Origin of the sequence: Metabacillus malikii (assembly GCF_030813355.1) — a bacterium.
Classification (GTDB): Bacteria; Bacillota; Bacilli; order Bacillales; family Bacillaceae; genus Metabacillus; species Metabacillus malikii.
The window spans coordinates 22994-45382 of the sequence record NZ_JAUSUD010000015.1; the positions used below are offsets into that span (position 1 = coordinate 22994).

Annotated in this window: 14 protein-coding genes; 10 read left to right on the forward strand and 4 right to left on the reverse strand. The window is 37.6% G+C overall.

Annotation, left to right across the window (positions count from 1 at the left end):
- The first annotated feature begins 711 nt into the window (after positions 1-711).
- A complete protein-coding gene (locus tag J2S19_RS14375; protein WP_307343325.1) occupies positions 712-2106 on the forward strand; it encodes an L-cystine transporter in 1395 nt (464 codons plus the stop codon).
- 246 nt (positions 2107-2352) lie between these two features.
- On the opposite strand, the gene J2S19_RS14380 is transcribed toward J2S19_RS14375, so the two are convergent.
- Positions 2353-3318, reverse strand: a complete 966-nt coding sequence (locus J2S19_RS14380; protein WP_307343535.1) for a DNA/RNA non-specific endonuclease — start codon at positions 3316-3318, stop codon at positions 2353-2355.
- A gap of 363 nt (positions 3319-3681) precedes the next feature.
- Complete coding sequence (locus J2S19_RS14385) at positions 3682-4068, reverse strand: ABC-2 transporter permease (protein WP_307343328.1); 387 nt, start codon at positions 4066-4068, stop codon at positions 3682-3684.
- A 330-nt stretch (positions 4069-4398) separates the two neighbouring features.
- Between J2S19_RS14385 and J2S19_RS14390 the strand changes: the two genes are divergently transcribed.
- The 4 genes from J2S19_RS14390 (at position 4399) to J2S19_RS14405 (ending at position 14526) form a co-directional block, all read left to right on the forward strand.
- Entirely contained in the window at positions 4399-11133 is a 6735-nt protein-coding gene (locus tag J2S19_RS14390) for a 5'-nucleotidase C-terminal domain-containing protein (protein ID WP_307343330.1), read from the forward strand.
- 308 nt (positions 11134-11441) lie between these two features.
- Positions 11442-12107, forward strand: a complete 666-nt coding sequence (gene rpiA / locus J2S19_RS14395) for a ribose-5-phosphate isomerase RpiA (protein ID WP_307343332.1) — start codon at positions 11442-11444, stop codon at positions 12105-12107.
- Between the two features lie 522 nt (positions 12108-12629).
- Complete coding sequence (locus J2S19_RS14400) at positions 12630-13577, forward strand: arabinan endo-1,5-alpha-L-arabinosidase (protein ID WP_307343336.1); 948 nt, start codon at positions 12630-12632, stop codon at positions 13575-13577.
- Between the two features lie 298 nt (positions 13578-13875).
- The gene (locus tag J2S19_RS14405; protein WP_307343340.1) at positions 13876-14526 is read left to right on the forward strand and encodes a YdeI/OmpD-associated family protein; all 651 of its coding nucleotides are present in this window, start codon (positions 13876-13878) and stop codon (positions 14524-14526) included.
- Positions 14527-14635: 109 nt separating this feature from the next.
- Here J2S19_RS14405 and J2S19_RS14410 read toward each other — a convergent pair whose 3' ends face one another.
- Positions 14636-15178, reverse strand: a complete 543-nt coding sequence (locus J2S19_RS14410; RefSeq protein WP_307343343.1) for a GIY-YIG nuclease family protein — start codon at positions 15176-15178, stop codon at positions 14636-14638.
- Between the two features lie 395 nt (positions 15179-15573).
- Here J2S19_RS14410 and J2S19_RS14415 point away from each other — a divergent pair, with 395 nt between their 5' ends.
- From J2S19_RS14415 to J2S19_RS14435, 5 genes are all read left to right on the forward strand, one after another.
- Positions 15574-15819, forward strand: a complete 246-nt coding sequence (locus tag J2S19_RS14415) for a hypothetical protein (protein ID WP_307343345.1) — start codon at positions 15574-15576, stop codon at positions 15817-15819.
- Positions 15820-16054: 235 nt separating this feature from the next.
- Entirely contained in the window at positions 16055-18286 is a 2232-nt protein-coding gene (locus tag J2S19_RS14420; protein WP_307343348.1) for an MMPL family transporter, read from the forward strand.
- A gap of 23 nt (positions 18287-18309) precedes the next feature.
- The gene (locus J2S19_RS14425; RefSeq protein ID WP_307343351.1) at positions 18310-18456 is read left to right on the forward strand and encodes a hypothetical protein; all 147 of its coding nucleotides are present in this window, start codon (positions 18310-18312) and stop codon (positions 18454-18456) included.
- 250 nt (positions 18457-18706) lie between these two features.
- Positions 18707-19201 carry a sigma-70 family RNA polymerase sigma factor gene (locus J2S19_RS14430; RefSeq protein ID WP_307343353.1) on the forward strand — a complete coding sequence of 165 codons (495 nt, stop codon included), beginning with the start codon at positions 18707-18709 and terminating at the stop codon, positions 19199-19201.
- The gene (locus J2S19_RS14435) at positions 19198-20334 is read left to right on the forward strand and encodes an anti-sigma factor (RefSeq protein WP_307343356.1); all 1137 of its coding nucleotides are present in this window, start codon (positions 19198-19200) and stop codon (positions 20332-20334) included. Before J2S19_RS14430 ends, J2S19_RS14435 begins: the two co-directional genes overlap by 4 nt.
- A gap of 68 nt (positions 20335-20402) precedes the next feature.
- Here J2S19_RS14435 and J2S19_RS14440 read toward each other — a convergent pair whose 3' ends face one another.
- Positions 20403-22250, reverse strand: a complete 1848-nt coding sequence (locus J2S19_RS14440) for a diguanylate cyclase (protein WP_307343358.1) — start codon at positions 22248-22250, stop codon at positions 20403-20405.
- Between the last annotated feature and the right edge of the window lie 139 nt (positions 22251-22389).

A 22389-nucleotide genomic window follows, 5' to 3' on the forward strand; every position in this document is an offset into this window, starting at 1 on the left:
TATTATTTTATCTTTTAACCAAAATAAGGTAAATAGAGAAAGTTTTAAAACAGAAGAAGAGTATAAAACCACCTGCAATATATATTCAAATTATTTTACACCAATTTTACACACCACTTGTGTAAAAACCTATAAATTCAATGATTCTGAACCTTTTTCGACCCCGACCACCGGTATCTTTTAAAAAAAGAAAATACTAAAACAATTAAAACACTCACAGTTGTTGATAAATCAATGTGTGAGTGTTTTATTTTGAAAAAAAGGCTGCTAAATATAAGTTTTAGTTTCTACGTACAATAACTCATCACAGGATATTGCATAAAAATTCCGTAAATTAAAATCTCTTGTTATAAAAATCCTCGTATAGTGCAATTTAAAGTAGAGTATAGACTTTAATTTTATTTATGAAGTTTGGAAATTGATTTAAAAAATTGTAAGTAATGAGGTACTTAATCAAAGGAATAGATTACCCATAAACCTAGTGCTTAATATAGGCGAAATGTATAATGAAATGAAAGTAAGGAACTATTTATCAAGTCTTAAATATACGGAACCTCTAGTTTAATTACCTCAATATTAATAGGCGAGTTAAATATTTTGACACAACCCAAAAAACGTTGTAATGTATTCCAAGTGGATTAATCGGAATATAATGTAGAAGGGTATTTAACATTCCAATTAGAACCACCGTATTAAAGGAGGAGTAAAACTATGAATTCCATATTTATTTTATTAAATATAGTCATCATGCTTATACTTATTGGTCTTTTGTTTTATATGCAAAAGAAGCACGTTTCGTTTAGTAAGCGTGTATTTACAGGGCTAGGTCTTGGGATATTACTTGGAGCATTTTTGCAAGTAGCTTATAAACCAGACTCAGTCATCGTTAGCACAACGACCGATTGGTTTAATATTATCGGTAGAGGCTATGTTAGCTTATTAATGATGATTGTTATTCCACTTATTATGGTGTCAATTATTCAGTCAATTATTAATTTGGAAAAATCATCTGATTTAGGAAAAATGTCTGCGTGGATCATCGGAATTTTAGTAGCAACCGCAATGTTAGCAGCCGTTGTCGGTATCGGTGCTGCTTCAATCTTTAATTTAGACGCAAGTCAAATCGAAGCGGGTCAAATGGAAAATGACCGTGGTTTGGATTTGGAAGAAAGATTAGGGGAAGTTCAAGATTTAACGATCCCACAACAAATCTTAAGCTTTATCCCGTCTAATCCATTTTTAGACATGACAGGTGCTCGTGCGACATCAACAATTGCTGTCGTTATTTTCTCGATCATTGTTGGGATTGCCGTACTTGGCGTTCGTAGAAAACAACCAGAGCAAGCGAAGATTTTTACTGATTTTATGAATGCGATTTATGCGATTGTTATGAGAATTGTTACACTGATTCTTCGTTTAACACCATTTGGTATTTTAGGATTAATGGCAAATACAGTGGCAAGTACGAATGTAGCTGGTATTCTTGAGTTAGGTAAGTTTGTTGGGGCTTCCTATGTTGCATTACTAGCGATGTTTATTATTCACTTGATTTTAGTCGGTTTGTTTGGACTTAGCCCAATCACGTTTCTTCGAAAAGTCCTGCCAGTGCTTGGCTTTGCCTTTACATCACGTTCAAGCGCAGGTACAATTCCGCTTAATATTCAAGCGCAAAAGAATAGTTTAGGCGTTGACCAAGGGATTGCCAATATGTCTGCATCATTCGGTGCGACGATTGGACAGAATGGTTGTGCGGGAATTTATCCAGCGATGTTAGCGGTTATGATTGCTCCATCACAGGGAATCGACCCATTATCACCTGGATTTATCGTTCAATTAATTCTTATCATCGGTATCGCATCGTTCGGGATTGCTGGTGTTGGTGGAGGAGCTACATTTGCAGCATTAATTGTCCTTTCCTCAATGAATTTACCAGTAGCATTAGCAGGTCTACTTATCTCTGTAGAGCCACTCATCGACATGGGACGTACCGCATTAAATGTAAACGGCTCGATGTTGGCAGGTACATTAACATCTAGAATTATGAAAAAGCTTAATATTGAAACATATAACAATCCGGAAGCGATAGAAAGAGAAACAAATCTATAACGTAAAAAGGTGGGGCCTCAATCGAATGATGGAGGTCCTATTTTTGGAAGTAGGGAGACTCGGTTCAGTAAGCTGATGCTGCTATTCGATAGAGTTCCGGATATGTATGCGGTTGTTTTCGCACTGAATCTTTGAATGTATTGACAGTATATTTTCTGTATACTAAAAGACCTTCAACATACTACCATGATATAAAATGGTGTATATTGAAGGTCTTTTGTTTTATCTAGCCTAAAAGTTCAAATGTCACTCACCGACCATACCGTCATTGTCATTATCACGCATATACGGATACAACCAATGATCACTCATTATCGGCATTTTAAAACCTGCATCCTTTGCCTCTTGAATCGTCACCTGTCCATTACCGTTTGTATCAACACTAGAAATATCACCATTCGTATTTGGACTAGGTGATTTTGCGGTTGAACTAGATGAATCAGAAGGCTCTTTGCCTGTTAACCCGAGTGATTCGTTTACTTCATCAGGGTTCACATTATCAAATGTATCAACGATTTCGTTACCCATTATCGTATACGTATACTGATAGCTTGAAGGAATCTGTGTTTTTGTATCCGGATAGGTGATAATCGCTTCAAAATGAGTCGCTCCGCCTGCTTTGCGGATCGCGTCTTCCATATAAGCTTGGTCACCATGTCGGTTAAGCGTACTTTCTTGTGGGGTAATATTATAAGCATTCGATACCCCTCCGAGTGAATCAGCGATGATATGTCCTTCATCTAATTTGTCGCTTTCGACACCAGGAACCTTTGCCTCATCAGAATAGTATCTGCCAGACGAAAGCACAGGTTCATTTCGGTCATCCTGTATAATGATTTCTTCAGCAACGACACGTACTAGCTGCCCGTGTTCATTCGTAAATGCCCAATATTCGCGGTCTCCAAAACCGATGTTCACGACGACGTTAGCTTCACGATACCCAGACAAATCACCGCCATCAACCTCAATCAGCTCGTAGCCTGAGAACAGGTCATCAGTTGATTCGGTTGGTGTTTCTTCTATTTCTGGTTCTTCTTCTTCGATAACTGTAGCGGCAGTTTCTTCTTTTTCAGTATCTTGTTCTGTCGTAACTGTCGTTTCTTCTTGTGGGGCTGTTTCTTCTTTTGTAATAGATGTATCATCTACGTTTGTACAGCCAACAATAAAGACAGTCGTTAAAAGTAAGATGAAATAGTTCAGTTTCTTTTTAATAGTAGGACCCCCCTATAATTGTTTCCTGGTGAATTTCATGCTTGGATGCCTTCTTTAGATGTAATGATTACGGAAGAATCCTATTTATTGAAAAATGGTTTGCATGCCAAACCGGTTTGAAAGCTGACAATAACTTTTTCACAATCAGTTTTTCAAGTACTCTGTTTTCAAAATCTGCAATTATTAGTTATTTTTATAAAATAATTTTGCCATACAATGAAGTCACCTTCTAATTATACAATAATGCTAGTAATCATACCCTGTCATTTAATGGATTAACTGCTATATGCATGCTAGAGAGCTTTTTAATTATTATCGTACACAATTATTTACAACGATTGGATTCAAAACCAAATATGCTTTTCACTTGTCCTTCCCTTTTTTATAATTTCTAAAATCAGAATATATTTTTACAGCGTGTACGACTAAAAAGACTAATAGGATTGGATTTGAGAGACTTATGTTATTTCGAGACTGTCCACCGAATATCTCAAGGGAAATTATCGCCAAAATAATATAAACGAACAAGCAGAGATTTAATATGATTCCTTTAAATGTAACCTTTTCGTTGTTAGTCTTTCTTAAGTCAGGGATAAAGAATGCTGATAGTAGACCTAACACAATGATTGTTATGAGAATAGTTCCTAATGTGTCATTATTGAAAGAACTATTAGGAAAAAAGTCTCTTATAAGTAGGATGTTAAATGATAGAAAAATGATTGTTGTTACAAGCATAGCTAGTCTGTTCACGTTTGATGTCAACCCCTCAAGTTTGTACGTTAAATATCTATTTTAAATGACAATTAGTAATAAACAAAGTGCCCCATCCGTAAACAATTACACCAAATTCAAAACATATCTTTCAATTTCACCCCCAAATAGAAACAACATATTCGAAAATTCGCCAATCTTTTACATTCAATTAATACTAGGTTAATAGTCTGGCGATAAAATTGTGTCTGGGAAGAGGTTTGTTGCGTGTCATGAAGCGTCATAACTAGTATTACGTTTATCGAAGCTACACCCTAACCGTTTCAACTCAGCAAATCTCCCGAAAAAGCGACAAAAAGGAGGAGAAACATGAATAAGAGACAAAGGAAGAGTGCAAGTATTCTCATGGTGCTTGTATTACTTCTAAGTTTACTATCACCAGCGGCTAATACGACTGTACAAGCTGAAACTGGTGTCGCAACTGACTTGATTATTTCAGAGTACATTGAAGGTTCTAGCTTTAACAAAGCAATTGAGCTGTACAACGGGACAGGCAAGGAAATTGACTTAAGTGGATATACGCTCGAACACTATAACAATAGTGGAAGTGCGAGAACAGGAACAACGACTACTGACAAGGTTTTACCATTACAAGGTAAGCTTGCAGCAGGTGCTACATACGTCATTTCTCGTACAGATGCAGATGCGGCGATTGTTGCTGTAGCTGATATGCATGATGAAAGCAAGAGTGTCATCAACTTCAATGGGAACGACCAAATTGTTCTGAAGAAAAATGGCGCTGTCGTTGATTCAATTGGACAAGTTGGATCAGTGGCTAATGTTCTTGCTGACGTCTCTTTAGTAAGAAATAGTAATATTTTAGCTGGGGATACAATTATTGATGATGAGTTTGACCCTGCTAAAGAATGGACAAATGCAGGAAAGAATGCGTTTTCTAATTTAGGTAAGCATACATTCGGTGAGCAACCTTCAGAAGAGGAACCTTCTGAACCTACAGAGCCAACAGAACCAACAGAACCGGAAACACCAGTTGATACAATTACAGTTGCCGAAGCCCGTAAAGCTAGTGTAGGAGATACGGTAACTATCGAAGGGATTGCAACAACAAACACTGGACTTTGGGGATATGATACATTCTACATGCAGGATGATACTGCAGGGATGTACGTTTTCAGCAGCCCGAAAGCTGTTCAACCCGGAGACAAAGTTTTAATTACAGGTAAGCTATTAACGTACAAAAATGAGTTAGAAATTGAACCAACTAGCTTGGAGATTATCTCCTCTAATAACAAAATTCCAAACGCCCAAGTGATTTCACCAGCTGATGTCGGTGAAGCAACTCAAGGTGAATTATTAAAGCTAGAAAATATCACAATCACAGACCTTGAAAGTGATAGCTATGGAACGGCGATTTTCCAAGCGAAGACAGAATCAGGAGACAAGGTAAGAGTCATACATGATAATCGCACAGGCTCAGATTACAATGAACTGATTAAACATTATAAAGAAGGCGACAAAGTTCATTTAACAGGGATTGGCTCGATTGACAATGATGGCTACCATTTCAAAACATACGGTCTAGCTAGCTATGATTTAGTGAACAAGCCAGCAGTCTATGTCGACCAAGCACAAGGTACAGTACCAGCAGGCACAAAAATTGAACTGAAAACCGGTCTTGAAGGTGCGGATATTTTTTATACAACAGATGGCACAGAACCAACTGTAAACAGCACGAAATATGTTAATCCAATTGTATTGAGCAATGGAGAAACAACGATTAAAGCAATTGCTGTCGATGGTGAAAATGTTAGTGAAGTATTCAGCTTCACATACACAATCTTAAACACTGAAGGCTTAAAAATCCGTGATATTCAAGGTAAAGGACATACTTCGAAATACGAAGGTTCTTCCGTAAAAGGAATAACGGGTGTTGTTACACACATAGTTAGCGGCTCAACGTTTGTCATCCAAGATGATCAACCAGACGATGACCATACAACATCAGAAGCAATTCAAATTTTCAAATCATCACATAATGTTTCAGTCGGTGATAAAGTATCAGTTGATGGCGTCGTTTCCGAATTTGGCAGCGGTGCAGATTTAACGAAGACAGAAATAAGCGCAAGTAACGTAACAAAAATTGGAACAGCTGAACTGCCAGCACCACTTGTGATTGGGAAAGATATCTTCCCGCCAAACAAAATCATTGATAACGATGAAATGACATCATTTGACCCTGAAGAGGATGGCATTGATTTTTGGGAATCGGTCGAATTTATGCGTGTATCATTCCCAAATGCAAAAGTAGTTGGACCTCCATACTCAAATGATGTACCAATCATTGTTGAAAGCACAACAAACAATGAGATCAATAATCAAGGCGGTTTAAACATTGCTGCAGATGATTACAACCCGGAAAAAGTATTTTTAGACAATGTCGGCAGTAACTTCAGATCAGGTGATGCATTTGATGGTGATGTCGTTGGGGTTATTTCTTACGCGAGCACAGGCTATCAAGTTTTAACTAACAAAGCGGAGTTACCTAAGGTTATCAAGTCTGACATTCAACCTGAAGTCACACATATTGAACCTGCTGCAGATAAATTAACGGTTGCAGCATACAATATCGAAAACTTCTCTAACAATAAATCAAACACACCAGATGAAAAAGTAACAAGAATCGCGAAAACATTTGTAAACAATATGAAATCTCCAGACATTATTACGCTAGTTGAAGTGCAAGACAATGATGGAGAAACAGATTCAGGAAATACAGATGCGTCTCAAAGCTACAAACGCTTAATTGAAGCAATCAAAGCAAATGGTGGACCAGCATACGAATGGACAGATGTAGCCCCTGTTAACAATGAAAATGGCGGCGCACCTGGCGGGAATATTCGTGTCGGCTATCTTTATAACCCTGAACGCACGACATTAGTTGACGGAACAAAAGGAAAAGGTACGGAAGCGAATGGCTGGAATGAAGCAGGAAATTTAACACTGAACCCAGGTGTCATTGACCCAGCAAAATATCCAAATACACGTAAACCAATTGCCGCTGAATTTGAGTTCAACGGTGAGCGAGTTGTTGTCATCGGTACACACTTAAACTCTAAAGGTGGCGACCAATCGTTATGGGGAGCAAACCAGCCTCCGAAATTAAATTCTGAAGCAGAGCGGCATAGTCTAGCTCAAGCTATCAATGATTTCATTGATGAAGGACTAGCAAAAAATCCAGACCTAAACGTTGTCCTTGCCGGCGATATGAATGATTTTGAGTTTACAAAAACATTTGACATCCTAAAAGGTGACGTCTTAACAAATATGGTCGATAAAGTTCCAGCAAACGACCGTTTCTCTTATTTCTTCCAAGGCAACAATCAAGTGCTTGATCATATTCTTGTTTCGAATAACCTTGTCGATCACACAGTAGCAGATATGATCCATATTAATGCAAACTACACAGAAGCACAGGGACGAGCTTCAGATCATGACCCTGTTATGATTCAAGTTGACTTAACAAGTAAAGAATCTAAAAAGTTTGATTTAACTGTTTTACACACAAATGATACACATGCATCGTTAGACAACATGCCTAAAACCGTTACAGCTGTTAAAGAAGAACGAGCAAAAGATCCAAACGCACTTCTTTTAAACGCAGGTGACGTTTTCTCTGGAACTTTATATTTTAATGAATTCCAAGGAAAAGCAGACCTAGCTTTAATGAACTTAATGGGCTATGATGCGATGACATTTGGTAACCATGAATTCGACTTAGGTTCTTCAGCAACAGGACATCAAGGATTAGTTGAATTTATTAAAGAAGCACAATTCCCGTTTGTAAGTGCGAACGTTGATTTTTCTAAAGATGAGATGTTTGCTGGATTATTCAATGATTCAATTACGACTGATGCTAAAGAAGGTCAAATTTATAATGGAATTATTAAAGAAATAAACGGCGAAAAAGTAGGTATCTTCGGATTGACAACTGAAGAAACTGAAGCGATTTCTAGCCCTGGCTCAATCGCGTTTGAAAACTATTTAAAAGAAGCTGAAAAAGCGGTAAAAGATTTTGAAGCTCAAGGTGTAAACAAAATTATTGCAGTCACTCATATTGGTTATGATGACAATGCTGCAATAGACAATGATTTAATGTTAGCTAAAGAAGTAGAAGGTATTGACATTATTGTTGGTGGTCATACCCATACAACACTTTCTGAACCAACGGTCGTTGCAGAAGATGAAACACCAACAGTCATCGTTCAAACTGGTAATGCAAACAGTAACCTCGGAAAACTGAATGTTGAATTTGATGAGGCTGGTGTCGTCGTAGCTCAGACAGGTCAGTTAATCGCAATCGGTGACCAAGAAGCAGACCCAGAAGCAGTAAACGTATTAGCACCATTTAAAGAACAAGTCGACAAAGTTGCACAAGAAGAAATTGGTGTGTCAACAGAAGTTGAATTAGAAAATCCACGTACAAACGGTGACAATGCAAACCCAAGTGTACGTAAAAATGAAACCATTTTAGGAAACTTGATTACTGATGGCATGCTTTCAAAAGCAAAATCGTTCACAGGTAAAAATGTCATTATGGCATTACAAAATGGTGGTGGAATCCGTGCAGCAATCAATGCCGGTCCAATCACTACTGGTGAAGTCATCACAGTTCTTCCATTCGGTAACACTTTAGCAACAATGGAAATCACAGGTGCTGAGTTAAAAGAAGCATTTGAAACGAGCTTAAGTAAATACCCAGCAGAAAACGGCGGTTTCTTACATGTTGCAGGTGGAAAAGTCGAATTCGATTCTACTAAGCCAGCAGGCGAACGTGTCGTATCTGTAACATATGTTGACCAAGATGGTAACGATGTTGAAGTTCAAGACGATGAAACATACACAATCGCAACAAATGCCTTCACAGCTAAAGGTGGAGACGGCTATGATGTGTTTGCGAAAGCTTACGCAGAAGGTCGTGTCACAGATTTAGGCTTATCAGATTGGGAAAACTTTAGAGACCATTTAGTAAGCTTAGAAGCAATCCCAACTGATATCGAAGGTCGTATCATAGATACAAACGATTTACCAAACAATTTTGGCTTAACCGTTTTACACACAAATGATACACATGCATCGTTAGACAACATGCCTAAAACCGTTACGGCTGTTAAAGAAGAACGAGCAATCGATCCAAATGCACTTCTTCTAAACGCAGGGGATGTCTTCTCTGGAACATTATACTTTAATGAATTCCAAGGAAAAGCGGACCTAGCCTTAATGAACTTAATGGGCTATGATGCGATGACATTTGGTAACCATGAATTCGACTTAGGTTCATCGGCAACAGGACATCAAGGCTTAGTTGAATTCATTAAAGAAGCACAATTCCCATTTGTAAGTGCAAACGTTGATTTCTCAAAAGACGAACTGTTTGCTGGTTTATTCAATGATTCTGTTACAAACGATGCTCAAAACGGTCAAATTTATAACGGAATTATTAAAGAAATAAACGGCGAAAAAGTAGGTATTTTCGGATTAACAACAGAAGAGACTCAAGATATTTCTAGCCCAGGTTCAATTGTCTTTGAAAATTACCTTGCAGAAGCAGAAAAAGCAGTAAAGAGCTTTGAAGCACAAGGTGTTAACAAGATTATTGCGTTAACACATATCGGTTATGATGACAATGCTGCAATCGATAATGATTTAATCCTTGCAGAACAAGTTGAAGGCATTGACATTATCGTTGGGGGCCATAGCCATACAACATTAACCGAGCCAACTGTAGTAGAAAAAGATGAAACACCAACAGTTATCGTGCAAACTGGAAATGCAAACAGTAACCTAGGGAAACTGAATGTTGAATTTGATGAGGCTGGTGTAGTTGTTGCTCAGACAGGTCAGTTAATCTCAATCGGTGACCAAGAAGCAGATCCAGAAGCTATTGAAGTTTTAGCACCATTTAAAGAACAAGTCGATAAAGTGGCCCAAGAAGAAATTGGTGTATCTACTGAAGTTGAATTAGAAAATCCACGTACAAATGGCGACAATGCAAACCCAAGTGTACGTAAAAATGAAACAATTTTAGGTAACTTAATAACTGATGGAATGCTTTCTAAAGCAAAATCGTTCACGGGTAAAAATGTCATTATGGCATTACAAAACGGTGGTGGAATCCGTGCAGCAATTGATGCCGGTCCAATCACAGTCGGTGAAGTGATAACAGTTCTTCCATTCGGTAACACATTGGCAACAATGGAAATCACAGGTGCTGAGTTAAAAGAAGCATTCGAGGTCAGCTTCAGTAAATACCAAGCAGAAAACGGCGGTTTCTTACACGTAGCAGGCGGTAAAGTTGAATTCGATTCAACAAAACCAGCAGGCGAACGTGTCGTATCTGTAAAATATCTTGACGAAAATGGTGAATATGTTGCCCTTCAAGATAACGAAACATACACAATTGCAACAAATGCCTTCACAGCAAAAGGTGGAGACGGCTATGATGTCTTTGCGAAAGCTTACGCAGAAGGCCGTGTAACAGATTTAGGCTTATCAGATTGGGAAAACTTCAGAGACCATTTAGTAAGTTTAGAGGCAATCCCGACTGAAGTCGAAGGTAGAATAGTAGATATTAATGATGTACCAGGTGGAGAGAATCCAGGTGGAGAGAACCCAGGCGGAGAGAATCCAGATGGAGAGAACCCGGGTGGTGAAAATCCAGATGGAGAGAACCCAGGTGGTGAAAACCCAGGTGGAGAGAACCCAGATGGAGAAAATCCAGGCGGAGAGAACCCAGATGGAGAAAATCCAGGTGGCGAGAACCCAGACGGTGAAAATCCAAAGGGTGAAAAGCCAGGTGGCGAGAGCCCAGGCGGTAAAAATCCAGATGGAGAAAAACCAAATGGAGAAAACCCAGGTAGCAATAACCCAGATGGGAAGAACCCAACTGTAAAACCAGGCAAATCAAATAATGAACTGCCAAATACAGCAACGGACAACTTTAACATCATCGTAATCGGGTTTATGCTAATTTTAGCTGGTGGCGTGTTATTCTATGTGAAGAGAAGAAAGTCTTTGACAAATTAATAGATTTGATTGAAGTGAGAGGCGTGCATAATTGTTGCACGCCTTTTGTTATCCATAAAACTATGGTTTACTCATGGGAAATTATGAAAATACATATCCCTTGTGAGGAAAGTTAAGATTGCTAAAGTATCAGTTAAGCAAGACAGGGCTAGTGATACAGTTGTTGATGGAGACGATAGGTTTTGGCTAGATGCTACATTTGAAGAGTAAAGTGATGTAAATTTTGAAAAATAAAAGTTTTGTATTAAGCTAAAGCTAAGTAATTTTTAGTTTTACTTTTTGTGATTATTCGGAAGTAGGTGATGAAAATGAAAGGGAAGCAACTAGCTGGAGAAAAAGCGGTAGAATACATAGAAGATGGAATGATTGTTGGGCTTGGGACTGGTTCAACTGCATATTACGCTATAAAGAAGATAGGTGAGTTAGTAAAGAGCGGGTTTAAAATAAAATGTGTTTCTACATCTACTTCGACGACAGAACTTGCTACCACATTAGGTATTGAATTAGTATCATTAAATGATGTAGAGAGCATTGATATTACGATTGATGGAGCGGATGAAATTGATAAAAATAACAACGCTATTAAAGGTGGCGGAGGTGCGCTTCTCTTTGAAAAATTGGTTGCTACAGCTTCGAAAAAGGTCATTTGGGTAGTGGATTCAAGCAAAATGGTAACAAAATTAGGAGACTTTTTGTTGCCGATAGAAGTCATTCCCTTCGGTGCTAAACATGTTTACAATACCCTTGAAATAAATGGCTATCAACCTAAATTCAGATATACTAATGAAATGTTATATAAAACTGATAGCAATAATTACATAATTGATGTAAATATAAGCAATGTTAGCAATTATCTACAGTTGCAAGAATGGTTAGATTCAATTACTGGAATAGTTGAGCATGGATTATTTCTTGGTAGTGCTGATATGATTGTAGTGGGTAGTGAAGATAGCTGTGATACACTTTTTGTATAACAATGAGGTGGGGGACAGTCCCCCGATGATTTAAAGCGTTAAACCGGTGGGGGACAGTCCCCCAGTAATTTAAAGCGTTAAATCAACAGGGGCACCTTCCTGACATGCATTTACTTGTCGGTCTTATCTTGATATACTATTTACGATGATTATAGATAAGGTAATGGTGTCTTAATAGAACGATTTTAATAGCTTTAGTTATAGAGATTTTGTATTTATGGTGATTTGTAAGCGCCTTCTACCTCCTATGTTAAATGTACATAGAAGCTTAAATAATAGTCGGGTTACGTGTTTTCGAGGGTATTTGCTCATACTAACTAGTATAATATGTAAGCGTGTTAATTTAACCAATACATGTAATGAGGAAGGTAATCTAATAGAGTATGAGAGTAAAACGGTTGTCCGATTATTTTGTGCTAATTAAGAAGTAATAGAAACATAAGCAATTAATAATATTATTAATGTTCAGTAAATTTATTAATAAAGAACACTTAACAAACTAAAGGATGAGGAGAGCGACGAATGTTTAATTCAAAACCGTTTGAGGGAGTTAATTTTTACGATATAGATTGGAATTTGGAAGGTCAATTATGGGCACACGATCCCGTCATTTCTAAAGAAGGAGATAACTGGTATGTGTTTCATACAGGTAGAGGGGTACAAATTAAAACATCAAAAGACGGCTCAAATTGGAAAGCGATAGGGTCAATTTTTGATAGCTTACCAGAATGGAGCAAGGAATACGTTCCTGAAAAAACAGAGGATAGTCTCTGGGCTCCAGATATTTCTTACTATAATGGAATTTATTATTTATACTATTCCGTCTCTACATTTGGAAAGAATACGTCTGCGATTGGTTTAGTTACGAATACAACGATTGACCCAAACCATCCTGATTATCAGTGGATAGATCATGGACATGTCATTCATTCAACAGAGGACGATGATTACAATGCAATCGACCCTAATTTAATCGTCGACCAACAAGGTCAGCCATGGTTAAACTTTGGATCTTTCTGGTCGGGGAATAAATTGATTAAATTGGACCCGGAAACGATGAAACCACAAACAGGGGCCGAACTAATAGGTATCTCTAGTCGTACAGAACAGCCTAATACGATCGAAGCACCTTTCATCGTCTATCGTAACGGCTATTATTATCAATTTGTATCATTTGATTTCTGCTGCCGTGGTGTCGATAGTACTTACAATATTGTCGTAGGTCGTTCGAAAGATATCGTAGGGCCATATGTAGATAAAGAGGGCGTCTCGATGATGGAGGGCGGCGGAACATTGATTGATGCTGGCGACGACCGCTGGATAGGACCTGGACACTGTGCTGTTTTCTTATCAGGAGACTCTTCAATCCTTGTCAACCACGCCTACGATGCCTTGAATGAAGGTAAACCAACGTTACAAATTAGACCGTTGTATTGGGATAATGAAGATTGGCCGTATGTGAAAAAGTAAATGAAGTTCCGCATAGGTAACTTAATAAATTCAATGTGTGCTGCACTCTATTTGTTAGAACCTTTAGCAAATGGAGGTGCAGTTTTTTTATGACAAATTATTAAGAAAAATCAATATGAACGTGGTGCTAAGAGAAGTGAAGCTAGAGAAACAATGATAAATAATGGATATGCTTTACTTAGTTTGACAGAGCTTTTATAGTTAATTTGAGTCGAAGCTTAATTCACAAATAAGGTGCAAATTCGGATTTTTGAACCTTAAATGATGTATAAATGTTAAAACTTAAAAGGAGGAAAAAATGACTATCATCGATAAATTAAAACTTAGTAAATATAAAAACATGGCCGTTCTTAATAAGCCAAGTGATTATGACTTATTTAACGGCTACAAAACATCACTAACAAAGGAACATGATGCGATTTTTGTTTTCGTTGAGACTATTGAAGAAATGGTAAAACATACCGAACGCATTATTAAAGAAGAGCAATTACTTGAAAAGGGATATCTGTTCTTTGCCTACCCGAAAAAGGGTAACAAACGATATGATACATTCGTGCACAGAGATGAGATTTTTCCAGCGATGAAGGTTGCTGAAGATGGCTATGTGCAAAACAGTGATATTAAGTTTTCACGGATGGTCAGCATGGATGATGTCTTTACGGTCGTCGGCTTAAAGCGAGAAAAAAAGAAAGTGAAAAAGTCACCTGCTGCCAGTCAATGTGTTGCAGATTATGAGGACAACGTAAAAGACATCGAAGCGCTATTAGCAGACCATCCAAACGAATTAACATTTTATCAAAACTTAACACCAGGCTATCAAAGGGATTGGGCACGCTATATCTTTTCGGCGAAGCAAAAGAAGACTCGTGAGAAACGCCAGGAACAAATGGTTGAGCTGCTTTCGCAAGGGTATAAGTCGGTTGATTTGTATCGGTTAGGAAAGAAATAATAAAATTTACTGTTGAAATGTAAAAAGGCAAGGGTCGACTTGCCTTTCTTAATCCATGTTATGTAATTATTCTACAACTTCTAACTGGAGGTTTTATGAATCAATTTTGTTAATTCTGTAATTTGCGTAAAGTGGAAAGTGTTTTCCTGAAACTTTTATTTTCTTCATTGTAATTACTCTTTATATTTAATGGTGGATTAATGAGGTTGATGAGTTCTTTTTCTAAAGACTCAAGCTCTGTATTGTTTATTTGTGGAGTGAACCAATACAGCAGCAAGTTCTCTTTCATCCAAAGTGATAACCAATTTTCATGGTTTTCAATAAATTTATACTTTCCTTTATCCAATTCTTTTTTCTCAAGATCAAACAGAACACCTAAACTTTTCCTCAATGTTGATCTTCTAGCTGTTCCATTAAAATGATATTTGAAATCTCTTGTGCGAAGGCTTTTCTTAGAGATGCCGGTATAGATTATTGGTTTTCCATTCAGCAGATCATATTTCAAGTTTTTCATATTTTTTGGTAATACTTCGATGCTATTCACACAAATTATGTAGATACCGGCTACATTAGGTAATTCTTTTGGATTATCTAAAAGTGGGTTAAATGGTTTTGAGTCTAATAATATCTTTTTATAATTAGTAATATCCATCGTTCTCTCCTAAACTGTTATTATATTTTAGGCAAGTATAATCTACTAAAGAAATAGTATTTACCTTGCAGTTTCGAAATTTACAAATCTCTTGGAAAATCAGCTCCAACAAAGTTAAGGAGTTTTGATAATTTAACAACTTTGGAAAGTAAAACAGTGTTTCCACTAATACTTGAGATAATTAGAACATATTTACAGTATTGCAGCAATGGGATAATAACAAAGATGCACTGTCCTGAAAATTACCAACTACTAGGTTGATAGACAAACATATAAATATAAATCATTATAATATTGTAAGGAGTTATGGAAAGGAATATAATCAATCAACCTCCATGTAAAGATGCTATGGCGGTATTTTTATGCTAAAATGGTAAAATAAGGAGGAGTTATCGATGAAAAAGAAAACACTCTGGTTGCCCTTATCGGCAGCATTATTCTCAACGGGTCTTTTATATGCGATAGGGAATATGTTTGATATCACATATTTGAGTTGGACATTCTATAAAGAAAATCCATCAGAAGGAATAGCATTTGAATCTGGAGGATCGCTAATTCCTATTATGATTGGTTTTATTGTTGGCTTTATTACAGAGAAAATTATGAAAATTAAACATAAAGACGATTCAAACTTGGTATAATGCCAAGTTTTTTTAGTACTTTTTGTTTTGGGACAGCCCCTCAACAATATCGGGGGACAGTCCCCCGACAGTTTAAAGCTTTAAATCGATGAGGGACTGTCCCCACGCGTTTTCTGTCGAATAAAAAGGTTATGAAGTGCAAAACGATTCTGTATAATATAATTTGAACACTGTTTAATAAAAATGCAATGTGGATAGATTTTAGTTCCTTTTTAGGAAAGAAAGGAAGTATTCAATGAAAATGCATCCATTAGAAAAGTGGGGAGCGAAGGTGGGCGGTCCGAGGACAAGGTGGGTCGTGCTTATCTTATGGCTCGTCTTTGCAGCAGGTTTAGCTGCGATTTTTCCGCAGGTCGGTGATGTGGAAAACTTTGCTGGTGAAGATTTGCCAGAAGAGATGAATTCAATCGTCGCTCAAACAATTATCGATGAGGAGTTTTCAACAGACGCAGGCTTACCATTACTAATTGTTTGGTATAAGGAATCAGGGTTAGGAATTGAAGACTTGCAACACATTCAACAGCTTTATGCAAAGCTCGATGAAGCACCTTTAGCAGAGCAAAAAACAATACCTCCTTTTCAGAACATGCCGACTGAGGCTCTGTTAGGTTCACTTTCAGAAAATCAAAAATCATTTGTTTCACCGGTTTTCTTTGAAGCTGACGTCGATACCGAGGTGTTAAATGAAAACTTTGAAGAAATCCGTGCGATTACAGAAGAGATTATCGGTGAGAATCCTTACGATACAGAGAGTCTAGATGACGATGGACTTCATGCTCGTTTTTCAGGACCTGCTGGAATATCCGTCGATGCGACTGGATTGTTTGAATCAGCTGATTTTCAATTAATGACAGCAACAGTTATTTTAATTCTCGTCATTTTATTACTGATTTATCGTTCGCCATTGTTAGCAATTATCCCGTTAGTTGTCGTCAGTGTCGCGTATTTAGTCGTAAGCCCGGTATTAGGTGCGATTGCTGATGCTGGATGGATTGATAAAGATGCACAGTCGATCTCAATTATGATCGTACTCCTATTTGGAGCAGGAACTGATTACTGTTTATTTTTAATTACGAAATATCGCGATTTATTATTCGAAGAGGAAAATAAGTTTCTTGCATTAGCACGTGCAGTACGCGAATCAACAGGTGCCATTGTGATGAGTGGTTTAACGGTAGTAATCGGTTTAGCTACGTTAGCATTAGCAGACTATGGGGCTTTCCAACGTTTTGCGGTACCGTTCAGTTTAGGTGTCCTCATTACTGGTTTTGCCGTTGTCACATTATTACCGGCAATTTTAGCGTTGTTAGGCAGAAAAGCGTTTTGGCCATTTGTGCCACGTACGCCGCAATTAGCGAGAGAATTTGCTGAGAAAAAGAACAAACCTTACAAAGAACCGAAAGCAAATCATAAAGTCATGAACGCAATCGGGAAGTTTGCAACAGGAAAGCCATGGCTTGTCATCATTGTCACTGCAGCAATTTTAGTTAGTTTAGCGTTTGTCTCACGAGACATTGAATACAATTATGATTTATTATCGTCGTTCCCTGAAGAAATGGATTCAAGGGAAGGCTTTACACTCATTGAGGAAAACTTTACACCAGGTGAATTAGCCCCTGTAAAAGTCATCGTCGATACAGATGGTAAAGACATTAATATTAAGGAACAGCTTGCGGACTTACCTTATTTAGATTTTGTTGCGGATCCGCAAACAGGTGAAAACAAATCAAATTATCAATTATATGAGGTATACTTAAATAAAAATCCGTATTCAAATGAAGCAATGGCCGATGTTACGGAGATGGAGACGGATGTAGCGGCGATTTTAAAAGATGAAGACATTTCGGCTAAAAGCTTTTGGCTTGGTGGTGAAACGAGTAAGCAAATCGATACCCGTGATGTGCAAGCAGGTGATGAACAACTGATTCAACCTGTGATGATTATTATCATTTTCGTTGTGTTACTCGTCTATTTAAGAGCGGTTGTAACTGCTGTTCAGTTAATGGCAACCGTCATTGTTTCATTCTATGCAGCGTTAGGCTTAGGATGGCTTGTGATTTCAGGAATTCTTGGTCATGAATCAATCGCGAGTGCTATTCCGCTATATAGCTTCGTGTTTATTATTGCATTGGGTAATGACTATAATATCTTCATGATTTCTGATATTTGGAAAAATCGAAAACGTGGACTTAGCCACGTGGAGTCAATAAGTAAAGGTGTTGCATCTACAGGTTCAGTTATTACATCAGCTGGGATTATTTTGGCTGGAACGTTCGCAGTATTGGCATCATTACCAATTCAGCTGCTTGTTCAATTTGGGATTGTGACCGCAATTGGTGTGTTACTAGATACATTTATTGTCCGTCCGTTATTAGTACCAGCGATTATTACCGTGTTTGGTAAGTGGTCGTATTGGCCAGGTAAGCTGTGGAAAAAGGAAGAACGTAAAGCTCAGGAATCGAATTAATAAACTGCCTGGGGGTGGTTAAATTGTTAGGAAAACTATTATTTATCTTAGCGATACTATGTTTACCTGTATTTGCGTATTTAGGTAAAGGAGCGACAGGTGTTATTCTCACCTTTGTGCTAATGATAGGTGCAATCCTCGTTAATTACCGTACAGTTACAAAAAATTGATGTATGTACACGATACTTACTTTAAGCGATGGTATTTCGGTGCAAGTCTTGCCGTAATACTGTCGCTTCTTTATTTATCGGGGGACAGTCCCCCGATAGTTTAAAGCGTTAAACCGGTGGGGGACAGTCCCTCAATAATGTAAGCATTAAACCGGTGAGGGACAGTCCCCCAATAATTTAATGTAAAAAATACATAAATAATTGTTACCTTTTTTTATCTCATCCGTTTTATTAGTGAAAGGAGGAGTTGGTGATAAAAAATCTTGATGACATTTATTTATTATATTTTCACGACATCTATCGCTTTCTCCTTTCGCTTTGTCATGATCATCATTTAGCAGAGGACCTTGTTCAGGAAACATTTCTACGCGCTCATCTATACATAGAAAATTACAATGGTGAAAAGGTGAAGACGTGGCTTTTTACTGTGGCACATCATGCATTCATTGATTATTATCGGAAGCAAAAAAGAACCGTTCTTAAGGATGAAAACTTTTTCCTGCCATTTATCGATAAGCAGAAGTCACTTATCGAGACTATAGTTGATAGGGAAGAGGTGGGAGAAATTATTCAGCAATTAGAAGGGTTACCAGACAAGCATAAATTTGCGGTGCTTTTACATGATTTTCACGGGTTATCGTATAACGAAGCAGCACAAGTCATGAATATCAAGCAATCCCACTTTAAAGTGATGTTATTTCGTGGCAGACAAGCGATCAGGAATCGGAAGGGTGATGAAAAGTGAACGAAGAATTTAAACGGAAACTAAAAGCCTATGAAAATGGTGAACTTTCAGGTTCCGAATTAGAGGAATTTGAAAAGGAATTAGAAAAACTAGAAATCTATCAGGAGATACTAGAGGGGGAGGAGTCAGAAGCAAAGCCTACTATAAAAGAAGAGAAACAGAAAATGATTTTAAAGCGAAGTAAATGGATGGCAAGATTGCAAACGAGCATCACAGTACTTGGTCTCATTTTCCTGTTTACAATTGTTACATCAGTGTTAACAGCTGTTTATTATTCATGGGGCAAACCAGACCGTGTCGATGTGTATAGAAACGTAATTGATTATACATTAACTGTTACTGATCCTTACGGATATTTTGGCGGGACGAGCACAAATACAAAGGCATTTTTCGGTTTGGAAGCCACTCGTGATTTAAATAAGCAAGTTGGGGATGAAGTGACGACAGTTGGGGAAATGAAAGTAGATTTCTTGTTTTCGATGATGAGCTATCCAGAAACGGATTACGATGTTAGTATCTCACAAAATCAACCTGTATTTTCCTATCCAAATTCAGGGGATGAGAATTACACGGATTGGAGCAGATTGGAAAAATTACCTGATGGCACCGTCATGTCTGCCTTTTTATCCTTCAAGGACCTTATTGAAACGGAAGAAGTACTTAAAAGATTTGAAGGAAAAGATATGGAAATAGTTTGGTTAGCAGTTGACACGGGACAAGAGAAAAATGAGGATGGAATCGTGTTTGACCCAATCGGATTCCCAAGCTTCCCAATTTGGCATGAGGACGATATGATATTAGAATCTAGGGAGGAAGAAAAGGGGTTATTTGGTAGTGTTATCTCAGAAGGTCATTCATCGCCTGACTATAACATAGGAGACCAGGAAATTCTCCACAAGCAATTTATCAAAACGTTATCGTTCTTAAAGAAATACGAATCAAAAGCAAACAAACTATATTATGGTGAGCTAAACCTAGCAGACCGTATCGAATACCTTAACAAAAACGGCTTCCACCATTACGGCGTTGTCGTAACCGGCCCGACCAAAGAAATCCTAAAACTAAAAGAAGAAAATTGGATTAGAGAAATCACAGTTGATGAAGTCGAACTCTGGAACTGGTCTGAACGATGAAGCAGGGGGACGGTTCTTCTGCTTCCTTTTTTATCAAAAGGGAAGCAAGAGAACCGTCCCCGCGCTTTCTAAAGGGAATATCGATTTTTTCCTAGTCGTTTTGCTTTGTATAGAGCTTCGTCTGCTTGTTTAAGGAGTTCGTTTCTGTCAGTGTTTTCGGTTGGAATGACAGTTGCCACCCCAATACTTATTGTTACATATTCAGAGGTAGAGGATTTTTCATGCGGAATATGCATTTGCTCAATTAGTACATTCATTTCATGAGCAGTGTCTTCCGCACTTTGTTGATTGATGTTCGTTAACACAGAGACAAACTCCTCACCGCCATACCTTGCGACAAACCCCACTTCCATTGAACGCAAGGCTTCAGCTACTCGTTTTAAGCATGTATCCCCTTCTTGATGCCCATATCTATCATTGTAATTTTTGAAGAAATCAATATCGCATAGTAAAACTGTAATTGGTTTTTGATGTGTTAGGCACTCATTGTATGCTTGTTCATAGTAATTCTCGAATGACCGCCGATTTGGAATGTTCGTTAAACCATCGAGAAGGGCCATTTGTTCGAGCTGTTTGTTAAGTTGTTCAAGCTTTTCATTTGCTAGCTGGTATTGCTCTGTCCTTTGCTCAACTTTAAGTTCAAGGTCATTGTTTAATTTAACTAAATCATTTGCAAGTGCTTCTGATAATTCTAATGATGAAGAGAGCTTTCTTGATAAGAGAAAGGAGAAGCAAATTATAAACACAGTAAGGCCGATTAAATAAAGGTTAGTGTTCAGTAGTCTAATAATGTAATTGAAAACATCGACGATTACAGTCATTAATAAACTGACAATCCCTACTATAAGAAATTTCGTTTCTACAAGTCTTCGTTTTAAAGATTTTAAGATACCATATAGTGCAAAAATTGAACAAAAGATAATAAACACTTGAAAGTACTTTAGATATGCAGTGTAAGTAATCGCCTTTGTGAAAATTGTAATCACACTAAAGGATATAGGTACAATAATACTAAGCTTAATAAACCACTTAGGAAAATCATTGGAGTATAACCGATACAACACCATGGCCAATAATGGCACATGTAAGTACAAACTTATATAATTTAACTTCTTTTCAAACTCCCAGCTTACATCTGGAAAGAACTTCGTGAAAAATATATCCCCGACCATTAAGTTTCGAAATGCTGCAACGAGACAAAATACACCAAAATATAGAAGTGACGCTTCTGACTTCCTAAAAACTCCAAGTCCAATATGATAAATACCAGCTAAAATAAGGATGCCTAGCAGCAACGATTGCAAGATAATTTGATGAATATATTGTTTATGGATTGACTCGGCCGTTCCAATTTCAATCGGCTTCCACATACCACCTCTTAAATGTTCATGGTTAGAAATTTGCAGCGTTATTGTAAATGATTCATGTTTGGGTGTGAAAAAAACGACACGTGGGTATCGTTTCGCAGCACTTGTTTTTGCGTTTGTTCCAACCTTTCCAACTGTTGTTATCAACTGATTATCAATCCATAGCTTGTAGCTTGAATCGATATGGGGAATATTTAATCCAAGCACACTATCTGATAATGGTACTGAGGAGATATGTAAGCGAAAAGTGGCATAGCCTTTTTTAGGTAGAGATGTACCGTTGAAATCGTAATTGTCCCAAAAGCCTGGAAACGTAAATGTGCCACTAGCTGGTCTATCTACATGTAAAGTAAAGTCCTCAGGCTCTATAAGCTGTTCCCAATACATCTCCCATTGACCACTCAATGAAATAACTTCTGTGTCTGAGTTCCATTCTGCCAAGTTCATTACACCATTTGTTGCATTGAAGGTAGTCTCACTCTTCTGCGGTGCACAGGCCTGAAGAATAAACATTATAACTATTAATAAACCAAAAATTTTAGATCTCAACATCATTCCCTCGCTCTGCGTCACAATTAACACATACTATTTTACTACAACTTTATCACTATCATAAGGTGGTAAAACAAGGAAACAGGGGGACGGTTCTCTTGCTTCCTTTTCCGCTGGAAAAAGAAGCAGAAGAACC

Bases quoted from the DNA above. Each gene is read 5' to 3' on its own strand.
- J2S19_RS14375 (WP_307343325.1), top strand. From the start codon at position 712: ATGAATTCCATATTTATTTTATTAAATATAGTCATCATGCTTATACTT.
- J2S19_RS14390 (WP_307343330.1), top strand. From the start codon at position 4,399: ATGAATAAGAGACAAAGGAAGAGTGCAAGTATTCTCATGGTGCTTGTA.
- rpiA (WP_307343332.1), top strand. From the start codon at position 11,442: ATGAAAGGGAAGCAACTAGCTGGAGAAAAAGCGGTAGAATACATAGAA.
- J2S19_RS14400 (WP_307343336.1), top strand. From the start codon at position 12,630: ATGTTTAATTCAAAACCGTTTGAGGGAGTTAATTTTTACGATATAGAT.
- J2S19_RS14405 (WP_307343340.1), top strand. From the start codon at position 13,876: ATGACTATCATCGATAAATTAAAACTTAGTAAATATAAAAACATGGCC.
- J2S19_RS14410 (WP_307343343.1), bottom strand. From the start codon at position 15,178: ATGGATATTACTAATTATAAAAAGATATTATTAGACTCAAAACCATTT.
- J2S19_RS14415 (WP_307343345.1), top strand. From the start codon at position 15,574: ATGAAAAAGAAAACACTCTGGTTGCCCTTATCGGCAGCATTATTCTCA.
- J2S19_RS14420 (WP_307343348.1), top strand. From the start codon at position 16,055: ATGAAAATGCATCCATTAGAAAAGTGGGGAGCGAAGGTGGGCGGTCCG.